Source organism: Pseudomonas sp. KB_12, assembly GCF_052114545.1.
In the GTDB taxonomy this organism is placed as follows: domain Bacteria; phylum Pseudomonadota; class Gammaproteobacteria; order Pseudomonadales; family Pseudomonadaceae; genus Aquipseudomonas; species Aquipseudomonas brassicacearum.
The window spans coordinates 1-15,835 of sequence record NZ_JBFREY010000023.1 but is presented as its reverse complement, the minus strand read 5'-3'; the positions used below and the strand labels follow the sequence as shown (position 1 = coordinate 15,835).

The window sequence follows — 15,835 nt, the reverse complement described above, 5'->3', positions numbered from 1 at the left end:
CAGGGGATTGATGTTTGTCCGTCGGTTTTGGCTTATCTGTTAAAAGGATTGAAATGACACCTCGTACCGCCCTCGGCGCCCTGCACATCGGCGCCCTCATGTTTGGCCTGACCGGTGTATTCGGCAAACTCGCCACAGCCTCGCCAACGGTCATTGTGTTTGGTCGCGCCGTCTTCGCCGTGCTCGCCCTGGCCATGTTTGCCCGGTTCGCCAGCAACAGTCGCTGGCAGAAGCTGCGGGCCCAGGATGGCCGGCGATTGCTGCTCGGGGGGTTGTTGCTGACCGGACACTGGGTGAGTTTTTTCATCGCCGTGAAGGTTGCCGGCGTGGCGGTCGCCACGCTGGGGTTCACCAGTTTTCCGGCCTTCACGGTGTTGCTTGAAGGGCTGATCTTCCGCGAACGGATTCGCGCCAATGAAATCTGGTTGGTGGTGTTGGTGAGCGTCGGCCTGGTGTTGGTCACGCCGAACTTCGACTTGGCCAGCGGTGCCACCACTGGCCTGCTGTGGGCCGTGGCCTCGGGGTTGCTCTTCTCCCTGCTGTCCTTGACCAATCGTGCCGGTTCGGCGCACGTCCCGCCGGTGCAGGCCGCGCTGTGCCAGAACGTGGTGGTCGGGTTGTGCCTGCTGCCGATGGCCGCGCCACAATTGAGCGACGTTCGCCCCATCGACTGGTTGTGGATCGGCTTGCTCGGCGTGTTCTGCACCGGCCTGGCCCACAGCCTGTTCGTCGCCAGCCTGGCGGTGATCAAGGCCCGCACGGCGGCGGTGGTGTTCGCCATGGAGCCGGTCTATGGCATCGCCATGGCCTGGTGGCTGTTCGATGAGAACCCGACCCTGCGCATGCTGTTGGGCGGTGTGGTGATCATCGCGGCCATCGTGATCTCAAGCCAACTGGGCGGTTCGAAGAAACCGGAGGTTGGCGCCCAAGCGGCGTCTCACTGAACCCGATCGTTGTGGCCCAGGTCCCGCTCCGGATCGATCCGGTCGCGGACCCGCTGCTTGAGAACCTTGGCTTCGGGAAAACCGCCATCGGCCTTGCGCTCCCAGATCTGCACATCGTCGCAAGTGATGTGGAACACACCCCCGGTGCCCGGCACCAGGGACACTTTGCCCAAGTCGTCGCCGAAGGTGCTGAGCAGTTCCTGGGCCAGCCAGGCAGCGCGCAACAACCATTGGCACTGGGTGCAATACGTGATGACGACTTCCGGTTTACGTTCGGTCATTGCGGGTGGACTCCTGGGTTCGAAGGCGTCGTTATAATACCCGCCTTTGACGCCCGCCCCGAGATTGACGATGCGCCGCCTCCTGCCCCTCCTGCTTCTGTTGCTGTTGCCCCTGCTCGGCCATGCCAACGAGCCCGCCGTCGAATCGCCACGCCCGAAAATCGGCCTGGTGCTGTCCGGCGGTGCCGCACGGGGGCTGGCCCACATCGGCGTGCTCAAGGCCCTGGAAGAGCAAGGCATCAAGATCGATGCCATCGCCGGTACCAGCATGGGCGCGGTGATCGGCGGGCTGTATGCCTCGGGCTACAAGATCGACGAACTGGAAAAACTCGCCCTGGGCATCGACTGGCAACAGGCTCTGTCCGATGCGCCGCCGCGCAAGGACGTACCATTCCGGCGCAAGCAGGATGACCGGGACTTCCTGGTCAAACAGAAACTGAGCTTTCGTGACGATGGCAGTCTCGGCCTGCCCTTGGGGGTCATCCAGGGCCAGAACCTGGCCCTGCTGCTCGAAAGCCTGCTGGCCCACGCCAGCGATACACGGGACTTCGACAAACTGCCGATCCCGTTTCGCGCAGTCGCCACTGACATCGCCACGGGCGAAAAAGTCGTGTTCCGCAAAGGTCATCTGCCCAAGGTCATTCGCGCCAGCATGTCGATCCCGGCGGTATTCGCCCCGGTGGAACTGGACGGCCGGCTGCTGGTGGACGGCGGCATGTCCGACAACATCCCGCTGGATGTGGCCCGGGAAATGGGCGTGGACGTGGCCATCGTGGTCGACATCGGCACGCCCCTGCGCAACCGCAAGCAACTGGTCACGGTGGTCGACGTGCTGAACCAATCGACCACCCTGATGACCCGGCGCAACTCTGAAGAGCAACTGGCAACGCTGAAGAAAGACGACGTGCTGATCCAGCCAGCGCTGGCGAGCTTCGGCTCCACCGATTTCGGCCGGGCCCAGGAGATAATCGACGCCGGTTACCGTGCCACGCGGATACTCGAGGCACGCTTGGCTCCTCTACGCCCGTCCGAGGCGCCCGACGCCGAGCTCATGGCCGCGCGCACCCCAAGCGAGCGCACGCCGGTCATCACCGCCATTCGTGTGGAGAACGACTCGAAAGTCGGCGATGACGTGATCCGCTATTACGTTCGCCAGAAGATCGGTGAGCCGCTGGACCTGGGTCGCCTGCAGACCGACATGGGCACGCTGTACGGCCTGGATTACTTCGAACAGGTGCAATACCGCGTAGTCCGCAAGGGCCCGGATCACACGCTGGTGATCAGCGCCCGGGGAAGACGCACCGGCACCGACTACCTGCGGCTGGGGTTGAGCCTGTCGGACGACATGCGCGGCGACAGCGCTTTCAACCTGGGGGCCAGCTACCGGGTCAACGGTATCAATCGCCTCGGTGCCGAATGGCTGACCCGGGCGCAGATCGGCGACAAGCAGGAGCTGTACAGCGAGTTCTACCAGCCATTGGATGTCGGTTCACGCTACTTCATCGCCCCCTACGGGCAATTCGAATCCCGCAACGTGGAGTCCATCCTGGACAACGATCCGGTGGCCCAGTATCGCGTCGAGCGCTATGGCTTCGGGCTGAACGTGGGCCGCCAGATCGGCAACAACGGCGAAATCCGCTTCGGTGTCGGCCAGGCCTGGGGCAAGGCGGATGTGCGCATCGGCGATCACGACCAGCCCAGCGAAAACTTCAATGAAGGTTTCTATGAGCTGAAGTACTCCTTCGATTCCTTCGACAACGTGTATTTCCCCCACGAAGGTGAAGACATCGGCCTGACCTGGCGCCAATACGAACCAGGGCTGGGTTCCGACCAGCGTTACCGCCAGTGGGAGTTCAAGCTGGACAAAGCCCTGAGCAGCGGCCCGGACACCTTCATTCTGGGTGGGCGCTACGGTCGAACACTGGACACGGCTGAAGTCGTGACGTCCAGCTTTGTGCTCGGTGGCGCGCGGCAACTGTCGGGCTTTCGCGAAGACGGGGTCTCCGGGCAGAACATCAGCCTGATGCGCGCTGTGTATTACCGCCGCCTCACACCGCGAACCTACCTGCCGTTGGACTTCCCGCTGTACATCGGCGGCTCACTGGAACGCGGCCGGGCCTGGAACAACGACAACGAATTCGACAGCGGCTACATCAACGCCGCCAGTATCTTCCTCGGCTTCGATACACCGCTGGGGCCACTGAATTTCAGCTATGGCTTTAACGACGATGATGAACAGGCGGTGTATCTGAACCTGGGGCAGACGTTTTGATGGGCTGGGTGTTGCCTGGGCTGGATTGATGGCCTGACAGACCGTCATCGCGAGCAAGCTCGCTCCCACAGGGGTGCCGGGGTGTTCGCGGGATGATTGTTCACCGAAGATCCCTGTGGGAGCGAGCTTGCTCGCGAAGAGGCCAGTGGACTCAACATCCATTTATAGCTTCAGCGAATCCCTGCCAGCAGCACCCGGGCGGTCTGCTTGAGCGGCTCGTCGCCCTCCTCGAGCAGTTCTTCAAGCAGGGAGACGGCGGTTTTCAGGTCTCCATCGTCGATGCAATTCTGTGCCTGTTCCAGCTTGACCGAGTGTTCCGGGGCCTGGGGCTCGAGGGACAGGGTGTCCAGGGAAACAGGTTCAAGGGCCAGTGGCTCAAGTTCCAGCGACTGTTCTTCGTCGGCAAAGCTATCGAGGAAGGCATCGTCCAGCGACTCGGTTTCCAGTGGCGCTTCCCATCGCAGGTCCGGTTCGTCAAAACCTGAGAGCGAAAAACTCTCGGCGGCATAGGGTGAAACAGCCTCTTTATCAGCAGTGTTGTCCTGGGCATCGGCGAGGTCCCAGCTGGTGTCCATGGACAGTGCATCCAGGTCCAACTCGAACTCGTCACCGGACACCGGCTCACGTTCAGGAGCAGGTGTCGGTGCCGGAGTAGATGCAAGAACCGGTACCTGAGGTTGTACCGACGCCACTGTCGGCGCGGCGATCATGGAAACCTTGGGGTAGCGCCCGCGGATCTCCTCCAACGTCCCGGCATCGATACCCTGTGCCAGTAGATGATGTTCCTGGGCCTGGAAACCGATGACATCGCCCTGCTTGCCCAGTACTTCCAGCAACTTGAGGCCCAGGTCGGTGCGTTCCGGCTCCGCCAGCAACGCGGCGCGCAACAGCCCTGCGGCCTCGGTGAATCGACCGTAGGTCAGGTAGATCCCGACGCCCTCCAGCACATCACCCAGGGGCGTGTCACCGTTATTGAACGATGCCGCGGTCTCGGACGGCTCCGTATCGGGGATTGCTGCAAAGGTTTCGTCGCCCTCCTCCAGCATCGGCTCGGGACGCCCGGTCATCGGTTCCAACTCGGCCTGCTGCTGCCGACGCCGAACGAACAGTAACAGCGCCAGCAACCCCAACAGGCCCACCAGCCCCGCCACCCATGTCCAATTGATGCCCTCTGGCTCTGCTACCGGTTCTGTAGCGGGTTGCGCGTCCGACGCCGGTTCCGCTGCAGGAAGCGCCGGTTGCGGTTGCGTCGATGCCACAGGGGCTGGCGCTACCTCGGCCAGCCGGGCCTGCAATTCGCTGATCTGCTTGCGTTGGCCCGCGATTTCCTCGTCCTGGGCCTGGAGCCGGGCCTGCAGTTGCTCGATAGTCTTCTGTTGCTGCTGGTTTTGCAGCACGCTGGCGGCCAATTGCTCATCGGACGCGGCGGGGGCCTGGCCGGCCGGCGTTGCAGCCGACGTCGGCAGCACGGCCGAATCGGGCAACAACAAGCGCTGGCCGATGGAAAGCCGGTCGCTGCCGGGGTTCAAGGCCTGGATTCCTTGCATCAACTCATTGACCGACGCGTTGCTGCCGGCGTCATGCAGGCGCTTGGCGATGATCCAGGGGTTGTCTCCCGGCACCACGGTGTAACGCTTGCCCTGTACCGCCGGGGGCGGCTTGATGGACTGCGGGGCCTCGGAAGGTTCTTCACGGACCGGCACGATACCCGGTGTGCCCGGCGGGTCGATCAGTACGGTGTATTCGCGCAGCAAGCGCCCGTTGGGCTGATTGAGTTGCACCAGGAAGTTGAGAAAGGGTTCCTCCACCGGTTTGCTGGAGGTCACCCGAATGAAGCTGCGCTCCCCGCGCAAGACCGGCGTGAAGCGCAGGTTGTTGAGAAAGAATGCCCGTTCCACACCCGCACGACTGAAATCGTCCGGGCTCGCCAGGCTGGCCGACAGATCGCCCTCGCCGATCCCGGCCACATCGACCAGGGCGATATCGGCGCGCAACGGCTGGTTCAGGGCGGAATGGAGCGTTATGTCCCCCAGCCCCAGCGCCGACGCCAAGGCCGAATACCCCAGGGCACCCACGACGACCGACACGTTGACCCAACTGCGCAACGTGGACTGCAAACTTTCAAGCATGGGTATCCCTTTCGACTACCGACTGAGCGTAAACGCATCCAATACGATCACTTAGTACTGGTTATAGTTCGCTAATCGCCGAATCTCAAAAGTCTGGCGCCAGGGATATGCCTCAGGATCTTTCCAGGTTGGCCAGGATCGTACCGTGAACCCGCATGCACACGCGCATGTCCGCTTCGTCGACACCTTCGAACAGCTCACGACGCAGTTGCGTGGCAATGGTTTCGATTTGTTCAATCAACGGTAGGGCCGGTGCGCAGAGCACGATTTTCTTGGCCCGGCGGTCCTCGGCCACGGCCTGGCGCTGCACCAGCCCCTGGGTTTCCAGGCTGTCGAGCAACCGGGCCAGCGTCGGTCCTTCGACGGCGACGCTCTGGGCCAGTTCACGCTGGGTCGGCGCCTGTTCGAAACGGGCCAGGTGCAACAGCACCAGCCAACGCGCCTGGGACAGGCCCAGCCCGGCCAGGCGACGGTCCAGTTCGGCACGCCAGCCACGAGACATTTGCGCCAACTGCATGCCAAAACGGTGTTGATCGGTTAACGGCATAAAAAAACTCATCAGATCTGAAATAGAGAAAAACTAATTATTAGTCAGCTAAGCATGAGCTTTGGATTCAAGCAAGGCTCGCCTTGTACTGAATCGTTAAAGTAACGTAACTCACTGATCAGACTTCAAATTCCGACTGCAATGCAGCCCTGACGCAATACAGCACGCCTTCGGGAACCCGTCCGACAAACAGTGCGGCAACTTCAGATACTGGGGGTAACTCGCCTTCGCCATCCAGGAAGGCATCCTGCACTTCACCCATCAGTTCCTCGGGCAGATCCAGTGCCTGTTCCAGGGATAACTGCTGTTTGCCGATGGCCTCGGCCAGCATCGTGTAGACGTTCTTTTCCGAGCACTGCAGTTGCCCGGCGATCTGCAACGGCGTCATGCCGGCCCGGGCCAGCGTAATGAGTTCGTGGCGTACATCGGCCACCGCTTTCGGTGCTTCGGCCTCGCCGCCCAGGACCTGGAGGAAGGCCTCGCCATACCGCTCCAGCTTGCGCGCGCCCACGCCACTGACCCGGGCCATTTCCGCCAGGGAGGTGGGCTGGCTGCGAAGCATTTCCAGCAGCGTCGAGTCGGGGAAGATGACGTACGGCGGCACGCCGTGCTCCTCGGCCAGCTTACGCCGCAAGGCCCGCAAGGCTTCCCATTGATCGCGCTCTTCGCCCCGCACCAGTTGGCTGGCCTGGCTCTTGCTGCTCTTGACCGCCGTTGCCGGCTTGAGGTCGCGGCGCAGTTCGAGGGTGACTTCACCTTTGAGCAACGGCCGGCAAGTCGCACTCAGGCGCAGGCCGCCGTAGCCTTCCAGGTCGATGTCGGCCAGGCCGCGGGCCACCAGTTGTCGGAATAATGAACGCCACTCACTCTCGGTACGGGCCTTGCCCACGCCGAACACCGACAGGTGCTGGTGGCCGAAGTTGCGGATCTTCTCGTTGTCCTTGCCCAGCAACACGTCCACCAGATGCCCGACACCGTAGCGCTGGCCGGTGCGGAAAATCGCCGACAAGGCCTGGCGGGCCGGCTCGGTGGCGTCCCAGGTTTCCACGCCATCGACGCAGTTGTCGCAATGCCCGCAAGGCTGGGGCATGTCTTCGTCAAAATAGGCCAGCAGGGTCTGGCGACGGCAGCGGGTTTCTTCGCACAGCGAGAGCATCGCGTCGAGCTTGTGCTGCTCCAGGCGCTTGTGGCGCTCATCGCCTTCGGAGTTCTGCAGCATCTGCTTGAGCATCACCACGTCTTGCAGGCCGTAGGCCATCCAGGCATCGGCCGGCAAGCCGTCACGGCCGGCACGCCCGGTTTCCTGGTAGTACGCCTCGAGGGACTTGGGCAGGTCCAGGTGCGCGACAAAACGCACGTTGGGCTTGTCGATGCCCATGCCGAACGCAATGGTGGCCACCATGATCAGGCCTTCCTCGTTGAGGAAGCGCTTCTGGTGATAGGCCCGCAGGTCGTTGGGCAGGCCGGCGTGATACGGCAACGCCGGGAACCCCTGCTCACAAAGAAACGCCGCCACTTCATCGACCTTCTTGCGCGACAGGCAGTAGACGATGCCGGCATCACTGCGACGTTCGGCAAGGAACGCCAGCAACTGCTTGCGCGGCTGCTCCTTGGGTACGATGCGGTAGAAAATATTCGGACGGTCGAAACTGGACAGGAAGCGCTCGGCATCCTGCAAGTGCAGGCGCTCGACAATTTCCTCGCGGGTGCGCTTGTCGGCGGTGGCGGTCAGGGCGATGCGCGGCACGTCGGGGAACAGTTCCGCCAATTGTCCCAGTTGCAGGTATTCGCGACGGAAATCATGACCCCATTGGGACACGCAGTGGGCTTCGTCGATGGCGAACAGGGCAATTTCCAGGCTCTGCAGGAACGCCAGCATACGCGGCTGCACCAGGCGTTCCGGGGCCAGGTACAACATCTTCACTTCGCCGCGCTTGATGCGGGTCGCCAGGTCCCGCTGTTGCTCGGCGCTGAGGGTGGAGTTCAGCGAAGCGGCGGCAACCCCCAGCTCCTCGAGGGTCGCGACCTGGTCGTCCATCAATGCGATCAGTGGCGAGACCACCACGGCCAGGCCGTTGCGCAACAGCGCCGGGACCTGGAAGCACAAGGATTTGCCGCCGCCGGTGGGCATGAGCACCAGGGCATCGCCACCGCTGGCCACGCGCTCAATAATGGCACCCTGGCGGCCACGGAAACTGTCGTAGCCGAAGATGTCCTTGAGGACGCGTTGAGCCTGTTCGAGCATAGAAACTCCAAAAATCACCGAAACATCCCTGCAAGGCTGGTTCAGAATCACAAACGCTGCACCGGCAAATCGTAAGTGTGCATTTCGAACCAGCGGGACGCCGCAGGGCATCACAAAACGCGGCAGTATACCCGAGGCCTTCGTTACAAAGGGGGCTGCTGACAGGAGGTGCTCAAGTAGGCGATTGCATGCCATGCGCCCTGTAGGAGCTGCCGAGTGCAACGAGGCTGCGATCTTTCCCCTGCCAATTGTGTCTAAAGCGAACGACCAACAGAGCAAGGTCAAGATCAAAAGATCGCAGCCTTCGGCAGCTCCTACAGGTATCACGGCCCGCCCGTGCGCCCAAGTCGAGGCAAATACGCCACGCGGCTGGCCTGGGCGCTCAAGAAGGCCTAGAATTCCCGCATTGTTTATTCCCCAAGGTAGCCCGTAATGTCCTTCGCTGAGCAACTGACCCGCCTGCAAGTCTTCCTCGACGCCGATGAGCTGCACGAAGAGGCGCTGGACTACGTGGCCGCTCACGGCTATCTGACCGCCCTGTCCATCTGCGCAGAAACGGTGCCGGACCGTGAGTGGATCGACGCCCTGTTCGCCGAAGAGCCGCATTACAGCGACGAAGCCCAGCGTGCCGAAATCGAAGCCACGCTGGTCGGCCTCAAGGCCCACATCGCCCGCCAACTGGCTTCCGACGAAGAATTCGAACTGCCGTGCGACCTGGACCTGGGCGATGACCCGGACGATTCGGAATTGCGTGGCTGGTGCATCGGCTTCATGGAAGGCGTATTCCTGCGCGAAGCCGCCTGGTTCGAAACCGCCGAAGAGGAAGTCAGCGAAATGCTGCTGCCGATCATGGTCGGTTCCGGCCTGTTCGACGAGCAACCGGAATTTTCCGACATCGCCGCCGACGCCAACCTGATGGACGACATGATCGTCCAGATCCCCGAAGCCCTCACGGCCCTGTACCTGCTGTGCAACGCACCGGACGAGAAACCGGCGATCCTCAAGCCTCGCCACCACTGAGTGACCGGGTGCCCTCGCCAGTCGGCAATCGCTCGCTGATCCTGCGTTACGTTCTGTTGGCCATTGGCTGGCTGAGCGTAGCGCTGGGGGTCATCGGCATCTTCGTCCCCGTACTGCCCACCACCCCTTTCCTGCTCCTGGCGGCGGCCTGTTTCGCCCGCAGCTCGCCGCGCTTCTACCAATGGCTGGTAGAACATCCCCGCCTCGGCCCGTGGATTCGCGACTACCTCAGTGGCAACGGCATCCCGCTCAAAGGTAAGGTCTATGCCATCGGGCTGATGTGGGCGAGCATCCTCTTTTCCTGCTACCTGGTGCCCCTGCCGTGGGCCCGGGGATTCATGCTCACCAGTGCGGTGCTGGTGACGGTGTATATTCTCAGGCAAAAGACGTTGCCCAAGCCGTGAGCGGTGCGAGTGCTTTCAAACGCAAAGGGGCTTGCCCCACTGGGCTGTTAACGCCGCTTCCCCGGACACGCATCCGCCATTTCCTGATTGAACCGGATAATTGTAATAATCAATCAGCCATTCGAACCGATCATCCGAATTCACCCATACCTGTCAACTTTGACAGTATCCAGCCCTGCACGTCGGTGGTTTGCTACAGGCCCACCCTTCACTCACATCGTAATAGACGCTCATACCCATTCTTCAAAGTACTCGGTACGAAGGGGCGTCCTTTGCCAGAGTGACATTTGCAAGGAGTCATACCATGGCATTGCCTAAACCCAGCAATGGTGAAAACCTGATCAGGAACGGAACGTTTGATCAGGATCTTGGTTCATGGAACGCAAATCGTGTAACACCAGCAGAGGGGCGTGCGAGATTCGAAAGTTCAGGCCGTCTCAGTCAGGCCGTCGAACTGTCGGGAGCCGGCTCAGTCAAGGTCACATTTAATATCCAGAGCTATTACGGCGCCGGCGGAATGGTCAAACTATCGTCAAGCGCCAGCAGCTACGCCATCGACCACCAAGGCCCTTACGAGGTTAGCTTCATCGTTGACGGGGGCGGGAATGCGGATTTGATATTTATTTCGGCTTCGAATTCATACGACGTCGATGATGTCGAATTATATTTTGAGGCGGCTGCTGAGTGCACACCTATTCAACTGATTAAGAATGGTGGTTTCGACAACTCCTCACTCCTCGAATGGGAGCAAAACGGCAGGGTCAAAGGTGTTGACGGTCGAGCTCAATTCGACAACTCGGGTTCGCTGTTTCAACACGTTGCGGTCAAGGCCGGTGCATCGGCCAATGTAAAGTTCAAAATAACCAACTATTACGGTCAAGGCAAAGTTTCCATTCCAGAACTTAATCAGCATGTCACTTTTTCTCAGGCGGGAAACTACGAGGCAGCTTTCATTCCTGAACAAGACTCCACGGTAACCAACCTCACTCTAAACTTTGCCTCGATCGGCGGCGCCTTCGATCTGGATGACGTCGAATTGATGGCGTGCCCGGCGGAAGCCAGCAGCGGTGGACGAAAAATCAAGGCCATCAGTGTCGTGGAGCTCCTGCCAATTGGACAGTCCTCACCCTGATGTCCTGGAAGAAAAGGAAGAGAAGAGGACTAAGTGAAAAATGGTAGAACAACGGGACGCATTTATTTCTTCTGGCTATCGGCTGGTCAAGCGTGGTGCCCCTGCCGTGGGCCCGGGGGTTCATGCTCACCAGTGCGGTGCTGGTGACGGTTCATATCCTCAAGCAGAAGACATTGCGCAAGCCCTGAGCCTCCACTGTGGCGAGGGAGCTTGCTCGCGCTGGGCCTGTAGGAGCTGGCGAAGCCTGCGATCCTTTGATCTTGATCTTGATCTTTCACTCTCGACCCAATGGGTGCTGGAAAGATCGCAGCCTCGTTGTACTCGACAGCTCCTACACAGCGCCTACAGCGCAGCCGAGCGGGAGCAAGCTCCCTCGCCACAAAGGCATGCGTGCGTCCAGTAAATCCGAGGATCCACCAACAAGTTTCAGAAAAACAAAACCCGTCATTTCCTTAGCGAAAATGGCGGGTTTTGTTGTTTCAGCTCACCTCACACCGTGTCCACCTTCAACGAATGGTCATTCAACATGCCGTTGATGATGGTCGCCGTATCCGCCCCGCCCGCGATCATCCCGTCTGCGCCGGGTGTGACGCCGTAATGACTGGCCAGATTGACGCCGGCCAGGTCGATGGTCTGGTTCGGCGTGGCACCGGCAATGGCACTGACGTCGATGCTGGTGATGACCGCCCCACCGCTGCCGCTCACGCTGAAATGCAGGTAATCATCCAGTGACGCGGTGCTGCCGTTCTCCCCTTGCAACAGCTGGGACAGGTCGAGTTTGTCGACGCCGGGCGCGAAGTCCGTGATCACGTCGTGGCCGCTGTTGCCTGCCTGCCATTGGAAGGTATCGGCGCCGCTACCGCCGGTCAGGGTGTTGTTGCCCAGGCCGCCGATCAGCAGGTCATCGCCGCCACCGCCATTGAGCACGTCATGGCCCAATCCACCGTTGATGCGGTTGCTGGCGCCGTCACCGGTAAGCGTATCGTTGAAGTTCGAACCGACCAGGTTTTCGATGCCTGTCAGGGTATCGGTGCCGGCGCCTACGGTGTTCTGCGCCGCCAACAATCCCAGGTTCACCGTGACCCCGGCGGTGGCGTGGGCATAGCTCGCAGTGTCGTTGCCCGTACCACCGTCGAGCAGGTCGTTGCCCGTGCCGCTGTAGAGCAGGTCATTGCCAGCCCCACCGTGCAGGGTATTGTTGCCCGAGCCTGCGCTGAGGATGTCGTTGCCGTCGCCCGCATTGAGGGTGTTGTCACCGTTGCCGGCAATCAGCACATCATCCCCGGTGGTGCCCGTCAGGGTATGGCCCGCCTGGTAGCTGATGTCCACCGCCGCGCTGTCGCTACCGCCATGGTTGTCGCTGGCGGTGTAGCTGCCGTGGTAATCCGGTGTGCTGTCCTGGGCGCCGGCGTAGTTGACGGTCATGGTCAGTTGATAGTTTTCCGCAGCGTTGGAATTACCGCCGCCGGGATTGGGGATGTTGGTGACGTGGATCTGGTAGTTGCCATCCGCTGCCGCAGTGAACGAGGCGCCGTCGCTGATCGCAATGAAAGGCCCACCGTTGAGAGAGTACTCGAGGTTGATATGCCCACCCGCCAGGTTATGGTCCAGAGTCAGCGTTTCACCCTGCTTGAGGCTGATGTTGAGGCGGTCTTCATCGTTGGCATTATTGTTGGAAACCGCACCCAGCGCGCCACTGACCACCAGTACCGCCGTCATGGTCGCGGCATTGGCGACGAAGGCGCTGCGGCTGAGGTTGATCGACTGCACGTTGTTGCCGGTGAAGCTGGCCGTGCCGCTGCTACCGGTGAAATCCGCGCCTTTGGCGACCCAACCGGTATTGAAACTGGTGGGCGATGCGGTGAGCGGATCGCCGTTGGCGTCGCTGTCGTTACCCAGCAACAACTCACCCGGGATCACGATATTGCCTGACAGCACGTTGGTGATGATGTTGTCGTCGACAGCGATCGGCGGGCTGTTGGGCACGACGTTGATCACCAGGTTGGAACTGGCCAGATCGCCATCGTTGTCACTGACGGTGTAGCCGACGTGCTCGGTGATCAAGGTGCTGGTGGCGGTCTGGGAGGTGTAGCTGAACGCGCCGGTATCCAGGTTGACCACCAGGGTGCCGTCGTGGTCGGTGGCGATGCTCAGTGTGTTGGTGGCGGTATTGAAGGAGCCATGGTTGAGCCCGCCGCTGGCGGTCAGTGCACCCTGGCCACCGTTGGCCGCCGGATCGTAGCTGTACGTGGTGCCATCGACCACCAGGCTTTTGATAAACCCGCCATCGGCGCCGAAGGCCCCCCCCTCGCCCAGCAGGTTGCCGGTGACCGGCGCACCTTGCACGGTGTCGGAGAGCACCGAGTTGAGTTGGTTCAGGTCGGTGACCACCACCGCATTGGTGTTGGTGTGGGCGCTGCCGTCGTAGGCCAGCGGGTCGAGGTGGGTGTTGCTGACGCCGCTGCCCAAGCCAATGGCGTAGTTCTTGATGCCGTTGGCGTCGAGGAAGGCTTTCCAGGCGGCTTCGTCTGCCGAGCCGATTTCACCCAGGGTCGGCTTGCCGTCGGAGAAGAAATAGCCAACGTTCTGTGCGCCGGTCAGTTGGCCGGGATTTGCGAACGCAGTCTTGGCCATCGCCACGGCAGCATCATAATTGGTGTCACCGTGGGCGCTCAGCGCGGAGATCAGCGTCTTGGCAGTTGCCACATCCACCCACACGGTGCTCTGTTCGGTGGCGCTGCCGCTGAAGGTCACGAGCTGGACTTTCACATCGCCCAGGTCGTCGTATTTGTCGAGCAAGGCGCTGATCGCCTGCTTGGCCAGATCCATCCGCGAGAGCCCCGGCACGCCGGAGTCGTCTTTCATGCTGCCGGACACGTCGAGCACGATCAGCAGGTTCGTATCGATCTCCACCGCTGTGACCGAACGTTCGGACGCAACGGCCTTTGGCACGTCATCGACGATGCTGACCACCAGGCTGCCGGTGGTGCTGTTGCCCAGGGAATCCGTGGCCTGGTAGGTGAAGCTTTCGCTCAGCGCATTCGGGCCATCGTTGGCATGGGGCGTGGTGTTGGCTGGCGAGGTCAGGGTGTAGGTGTAGGAACCGTCCGGGTGGAGCAGCAACTGGCCGTAGGCGCCGGTGGCGTTGCCCACCAGGGTGAAGGTGACGGCGCCCGTGGCCCCGCTGACCGCCCCGACCAAGCTGCCGCTGGCGGTTTCACCGGTGGCGCTCGGGTCGCTGCCGGTGACGGTGCCAGGGGCAAGGTCCTGGCCATCCTGATTCAGATCGAGGGCTTTTTCATAGACAGTAACGTCATGGTCGGTTTCTGCGACGAGGCAGCTGTTGTGCACGTCAATGGTGATGGTAGTCGTGCTTTCATCGCCATCGGCGTCGCGCACGGTGTAGGTGAAGACATCGGTCGCGCCTGGCGCGCCGACAGCGTCGGGGTTGCTGTGGTAGACGGCGTTGCCGTTGGCGTCCAGGGTCAGGTAACCGTAGGTGCCGTTGATCTGGTTGTTCAGACCACCGACAGCGGAGGTTGAGGTGTCATTGCCGGCGCGTACGCCGATTACCATGCCGCCGTCCGCGCCAAGCACGTCATTGTCCAGCACGTTGCCGTTGACCGTGCCGCCCTCCACCACCGAAGCGAAATCGGCATGGGCGTTGGGCACGTCGTCGACGATGTCGATGACGATGGTGCTGGTGACCGTGTTGCCCAACGAGTCCGTGGCCTGGTAGGTGAAGCTTTCACTCAAGACGTTGGGGCCATCGTTGGCGTGGGGCGTGGTGGTGGCTGGCGAGGTCAGGGTGTAGGTGTAGGAGCCGTCGGGGTGAAGCGACAGTTGACCGTAGGCACCGTTGGCGTTGCCCACCAGCGCGAAGGTCACTGCGCCAACGGCACCGCTGACCGAACTGATGAGGCTGCCACTGGCGGTTTCGCTGGTGGCGCTCGGGGCGCTGCCGGTGACAGTGCCGGGGGCCAGGTCCTGGCCGTCCTGGTTCAGGTCAAGGGCTTTTTCGTAGACGCTGACTTCGTGGTCGGGTGTGGCGACGAGGCAGATATCGTGGACATCGATGGTGATGGTGGTAGTGCTTTCGTCGCCGTCGGCATCACGCACGGTGTAGGTGAAGACATCGGTCGCGCCCGGGGCGCTGACGGTGTTCGGGTTGCTGTGGTAGACGGCGTTGCCATTGGCATCCAGGGTCAGGTAGCCGTAGGTGCCATTGATTTGGGTGTTCAGGCCGCCAATCGCCGGGGTCGAGGTGTCGTTGCCAGCACGCACGCCGATCACAGCACCGCTCGCGGCCGGCCCATCGGCGCCGCCTTCGTCGTTGTTCAGGACGTTGCCACTGACCGTCCCGCCCTCATCCACCGAGGCGGAATCCGCGTGAGCGGTCGGCAAGTCATCAACGATGTTCACGTCCAGGTTGCCGTTGGCGGTGGTGCCGTTGTCGTCGGTGGCGACTACGGCGAATTGCTCGCTGAGGCTGTTGGCGCCGCTGGCGTTTGGATGAGCTTCGTTATCCAGCAAGGTGTAGCTGTAGCTGACCACGCCGGTGGTGGCGTTGTAGCCGGTGATGGTCAGGGTGTTGCCCAGCGCGGTAGTAATCGACTGAGGGAAACCCGCTGCCACGCCACCCGTGACGACGTTGATGCCGCCCACGCTCAAGGTCTGCACACCGTCCAATGCCGTCACGGTAAAGGTGCCGCTTTGAGTCAGCGCCGATGCATCCGGGCTGCTGCCGTCGCTGAGGTTTTTCTCCTGGACCGTGAGCTCACCGCCGTCAGTGTCGAGGCCGGTGATGATCACTGGGTCGTCGTTGTTATGGACTTGCAGCACCAGGTTCGCGGTGCTGGTG

The 15,835-nt window shown here is 61.6% G+C and carries 10 protein-coding genes and 1 pseudogene; 6 read left to right on the top strand and 5 right to left on the bottom strand.

Annotation, left to right across the window (positions count from 1 at the left end; genetic code table 11):
* Positions 1-53 precede the first annotated feature (53 nt).
* A complete protein-coding gene (locus AB4Z20_RS18915; RefSeq protein ID WP_320390050.1) occupies positions 54-944 on the top strand; it encodes a DMT family transporter in 891 nt (296 codons plus the stop codon).
* Here AB4Z20_RS18915 and AB4Z20_RS18910 read toward each other — a convergent pair.
* A complete protein-coding gene (locus AB4Z20_RS18910; protein ID WP_253472366.1) occupies positions 938-1,225 on the bottom strand; it encodes a SelT/SelW/SelH family protein in 288 nt (95 codons plus the stop codon). The two genes, AB4Z20_RS18915 and AB4Z20_RS18910, sit on opposite strands and share 7 nt — an antisense overlap.
* 70 nt (positions 1,226-1,295) lie before the next feature.
* Between AB4Z20_RS18910 and AB4Z20_RS18905 the strand changes: the two genes are divergently transcribed.
* Positions 1,296-3,497, top strand: coding sequence for a patatin-like phospholipase family protein (locus AB4Z20_RS18905; protein ID WP_442090399.1), 2,202 nt, complete (start codon positions 1,296-1,298; stop codon positions 3,495-3,497).
* A 170-nt stretch (positions 3,498-3,667) separates the two neighbouring features.
* Here AB4Z20_RS18905 and AB4Z20_RS18900 read toward each other — a convergent pair whose 3' ends face one another.
* The 3 genes from AB4Z20_RS18900 to recQ form a co-directional block, all read right to left on the bottom strand.
* Positions 3,668-5,626, bottom strand: a complete 1,959-nt coding sequence (locus AB4Z20_RS18900; RefSeq protein ID WP_442090398.1) for a FimV/HubP family polar landmark protein — start codon at positions 5,624-5,626, stop codon at positions 3,668-3,670.
* A 112-nt stretch (positions 5,627-5,738) separates the two neighbouring features.
* A complete protein-coding gene (locus tag AB4Z20_RS18895; protein WP_030141131.1) occupies positions 5,739-6,173 on the bottom strand; it encodes a MarR family transcriptional regulator in 435 nt (144 codons plus the stop codon).
* 118 nt (positions 6,174-6,291) lie between these two features.
* A complete protein-coding gene (gene recQ / locus AB4Z20_RS18890; RefSeq protein WP_253472352.1) occupies positions 6,292-8,418 on the bottom strand; it encodes a DNA helicase RecQ in 2,127 nt (708 codons plus the stop codon).
* A 432-nt stretch (positions 8,419-8,850) separates the two neighbouring features.
* Here recQ and AB4Z20_RS18885 point away from each other — a divergent pair, with 432 nt between their 5' ends.
* The 4 genes and pseudogenes from AB4Z20_RS18885 to AB4Z20_RS18870 form a co-directional block, all read left to right on the top strand.
* Positions 8,851-9,438 carry a UPF0149 family protein gene (locus tag AB4Z20_RS18885; RefSeq protein WP_003198997.1) on the top strand — a complete coding sequence of 196 codons (588 nt, stop codon included), beginning with the start codon at positions 8,851-8,853 and terminating at the stop codon, positions 9,436-9,438.
* 8 nt (positions 9,439-9,446) lie between these two features.
* Positions 9,447-9,842, top strand: coding sequence for a YbaN family protein (locus AB4Z20_RS18880; RefSeq protein ID WP_253472350.1), 396 nt, complete (start codon positions 9,447-9,449; stop codon positions 9,840-9,842).
* A gap of 304 nt (positions 9,843-10,146) precedes the next feature.
* Positions 10,147-10,974 (top strand): hypothetical protein, encoded by an 828-nt coding sequence (locus AB4Z20_RS18875; protein WP_442090397.1) that lies wholly within the window; start codon positions 10,147-10,149, stop codon positions 10,972-10,974.
* Between the two features lie 95 nt (positions 10,975-11,069).
* A pseudogene (locus tag AB4Z20_RS18870) lies at positions 11,070-11,162 on the top strand (DUF454 domain-containing protein); the annotation flags it as partial.
* A 301-nt stretch (positions 11,163-11,463) separates the two neighbouring features.
* Here the strand turns inward: AB4Z20_RS18870 and AB4Z20_RS18865 are convergent.
* Positions 11,464-15,835 (bottom strand): beta strand repeat-containing protein (locus tag AB4Z20_RS18865; RefSeq protein WP_442090396.1); only part of this gene is annotated, 4,372 nt, incomplete at its 5' end.

Excerpts from the sequence above, each read along its gene's own strand:
- AB4Z20_RS18915 (WP_320390050.1), top strand. The coding sequence starts at position 54 with ATGACACCTCGTACCGCCCTCGGCGCCCTGCACATCGGCGCCCTCATG.
- AB4Z20_RS18910 (WP_253472366.1), bottom strand. The coding sequence starts at position 1,225 with ATGACCGAACGTAAACCGGAAGTCGTCATCACGTATTGCACCCAGTGC.
- AB4Z20_RS18905 (WP_442090399.1), top strand. The coding sequence starts at position 1,296 with ATGCGCCGCCTCCTGCCCCTCCTGCTTCTGTTGCTGTTGCCCCTGCTC.
- AB4Z20_RS18900 (WP_442090398.1), bottom strand. The coding sequence starts at position 5,626 with ATGCTTGAAAGTTTGCAGTCCACGTTGCGCAGTTGGGTCAACGTGTCG.
- AB4Z20_RS18895 (WP_030141131.1), bottom strand. The coding sequence starts at position 6,173 with ATGCCGTTAACCGATCAACACCGTTTTGGCATGCAGTTGGCGCAAATG.
- recQ (WP_253472352.1), bottom strand. The coding sequence starts at position 8,418 with ATGCTCGAACAGGCTCAACGCGTCCTCAAGGACATCTTCGGCTACGAC.
- AB4Z20_RS18885 (WP_003198997.1), top strand. The coding sequence starts at position 8,851 with ATGTCCTTCGCTGAGCAACTGACCCGCCTGCAAGTCTTCCTCGACGCC.
- AB4Z20_RS18875 (WP_442090397.1), top strand. The coding sequence starts at position 10,147 with ATGGCATTGCCTAAACCCAGCAATGGTGAAAACCTGATCAGGAACGGA.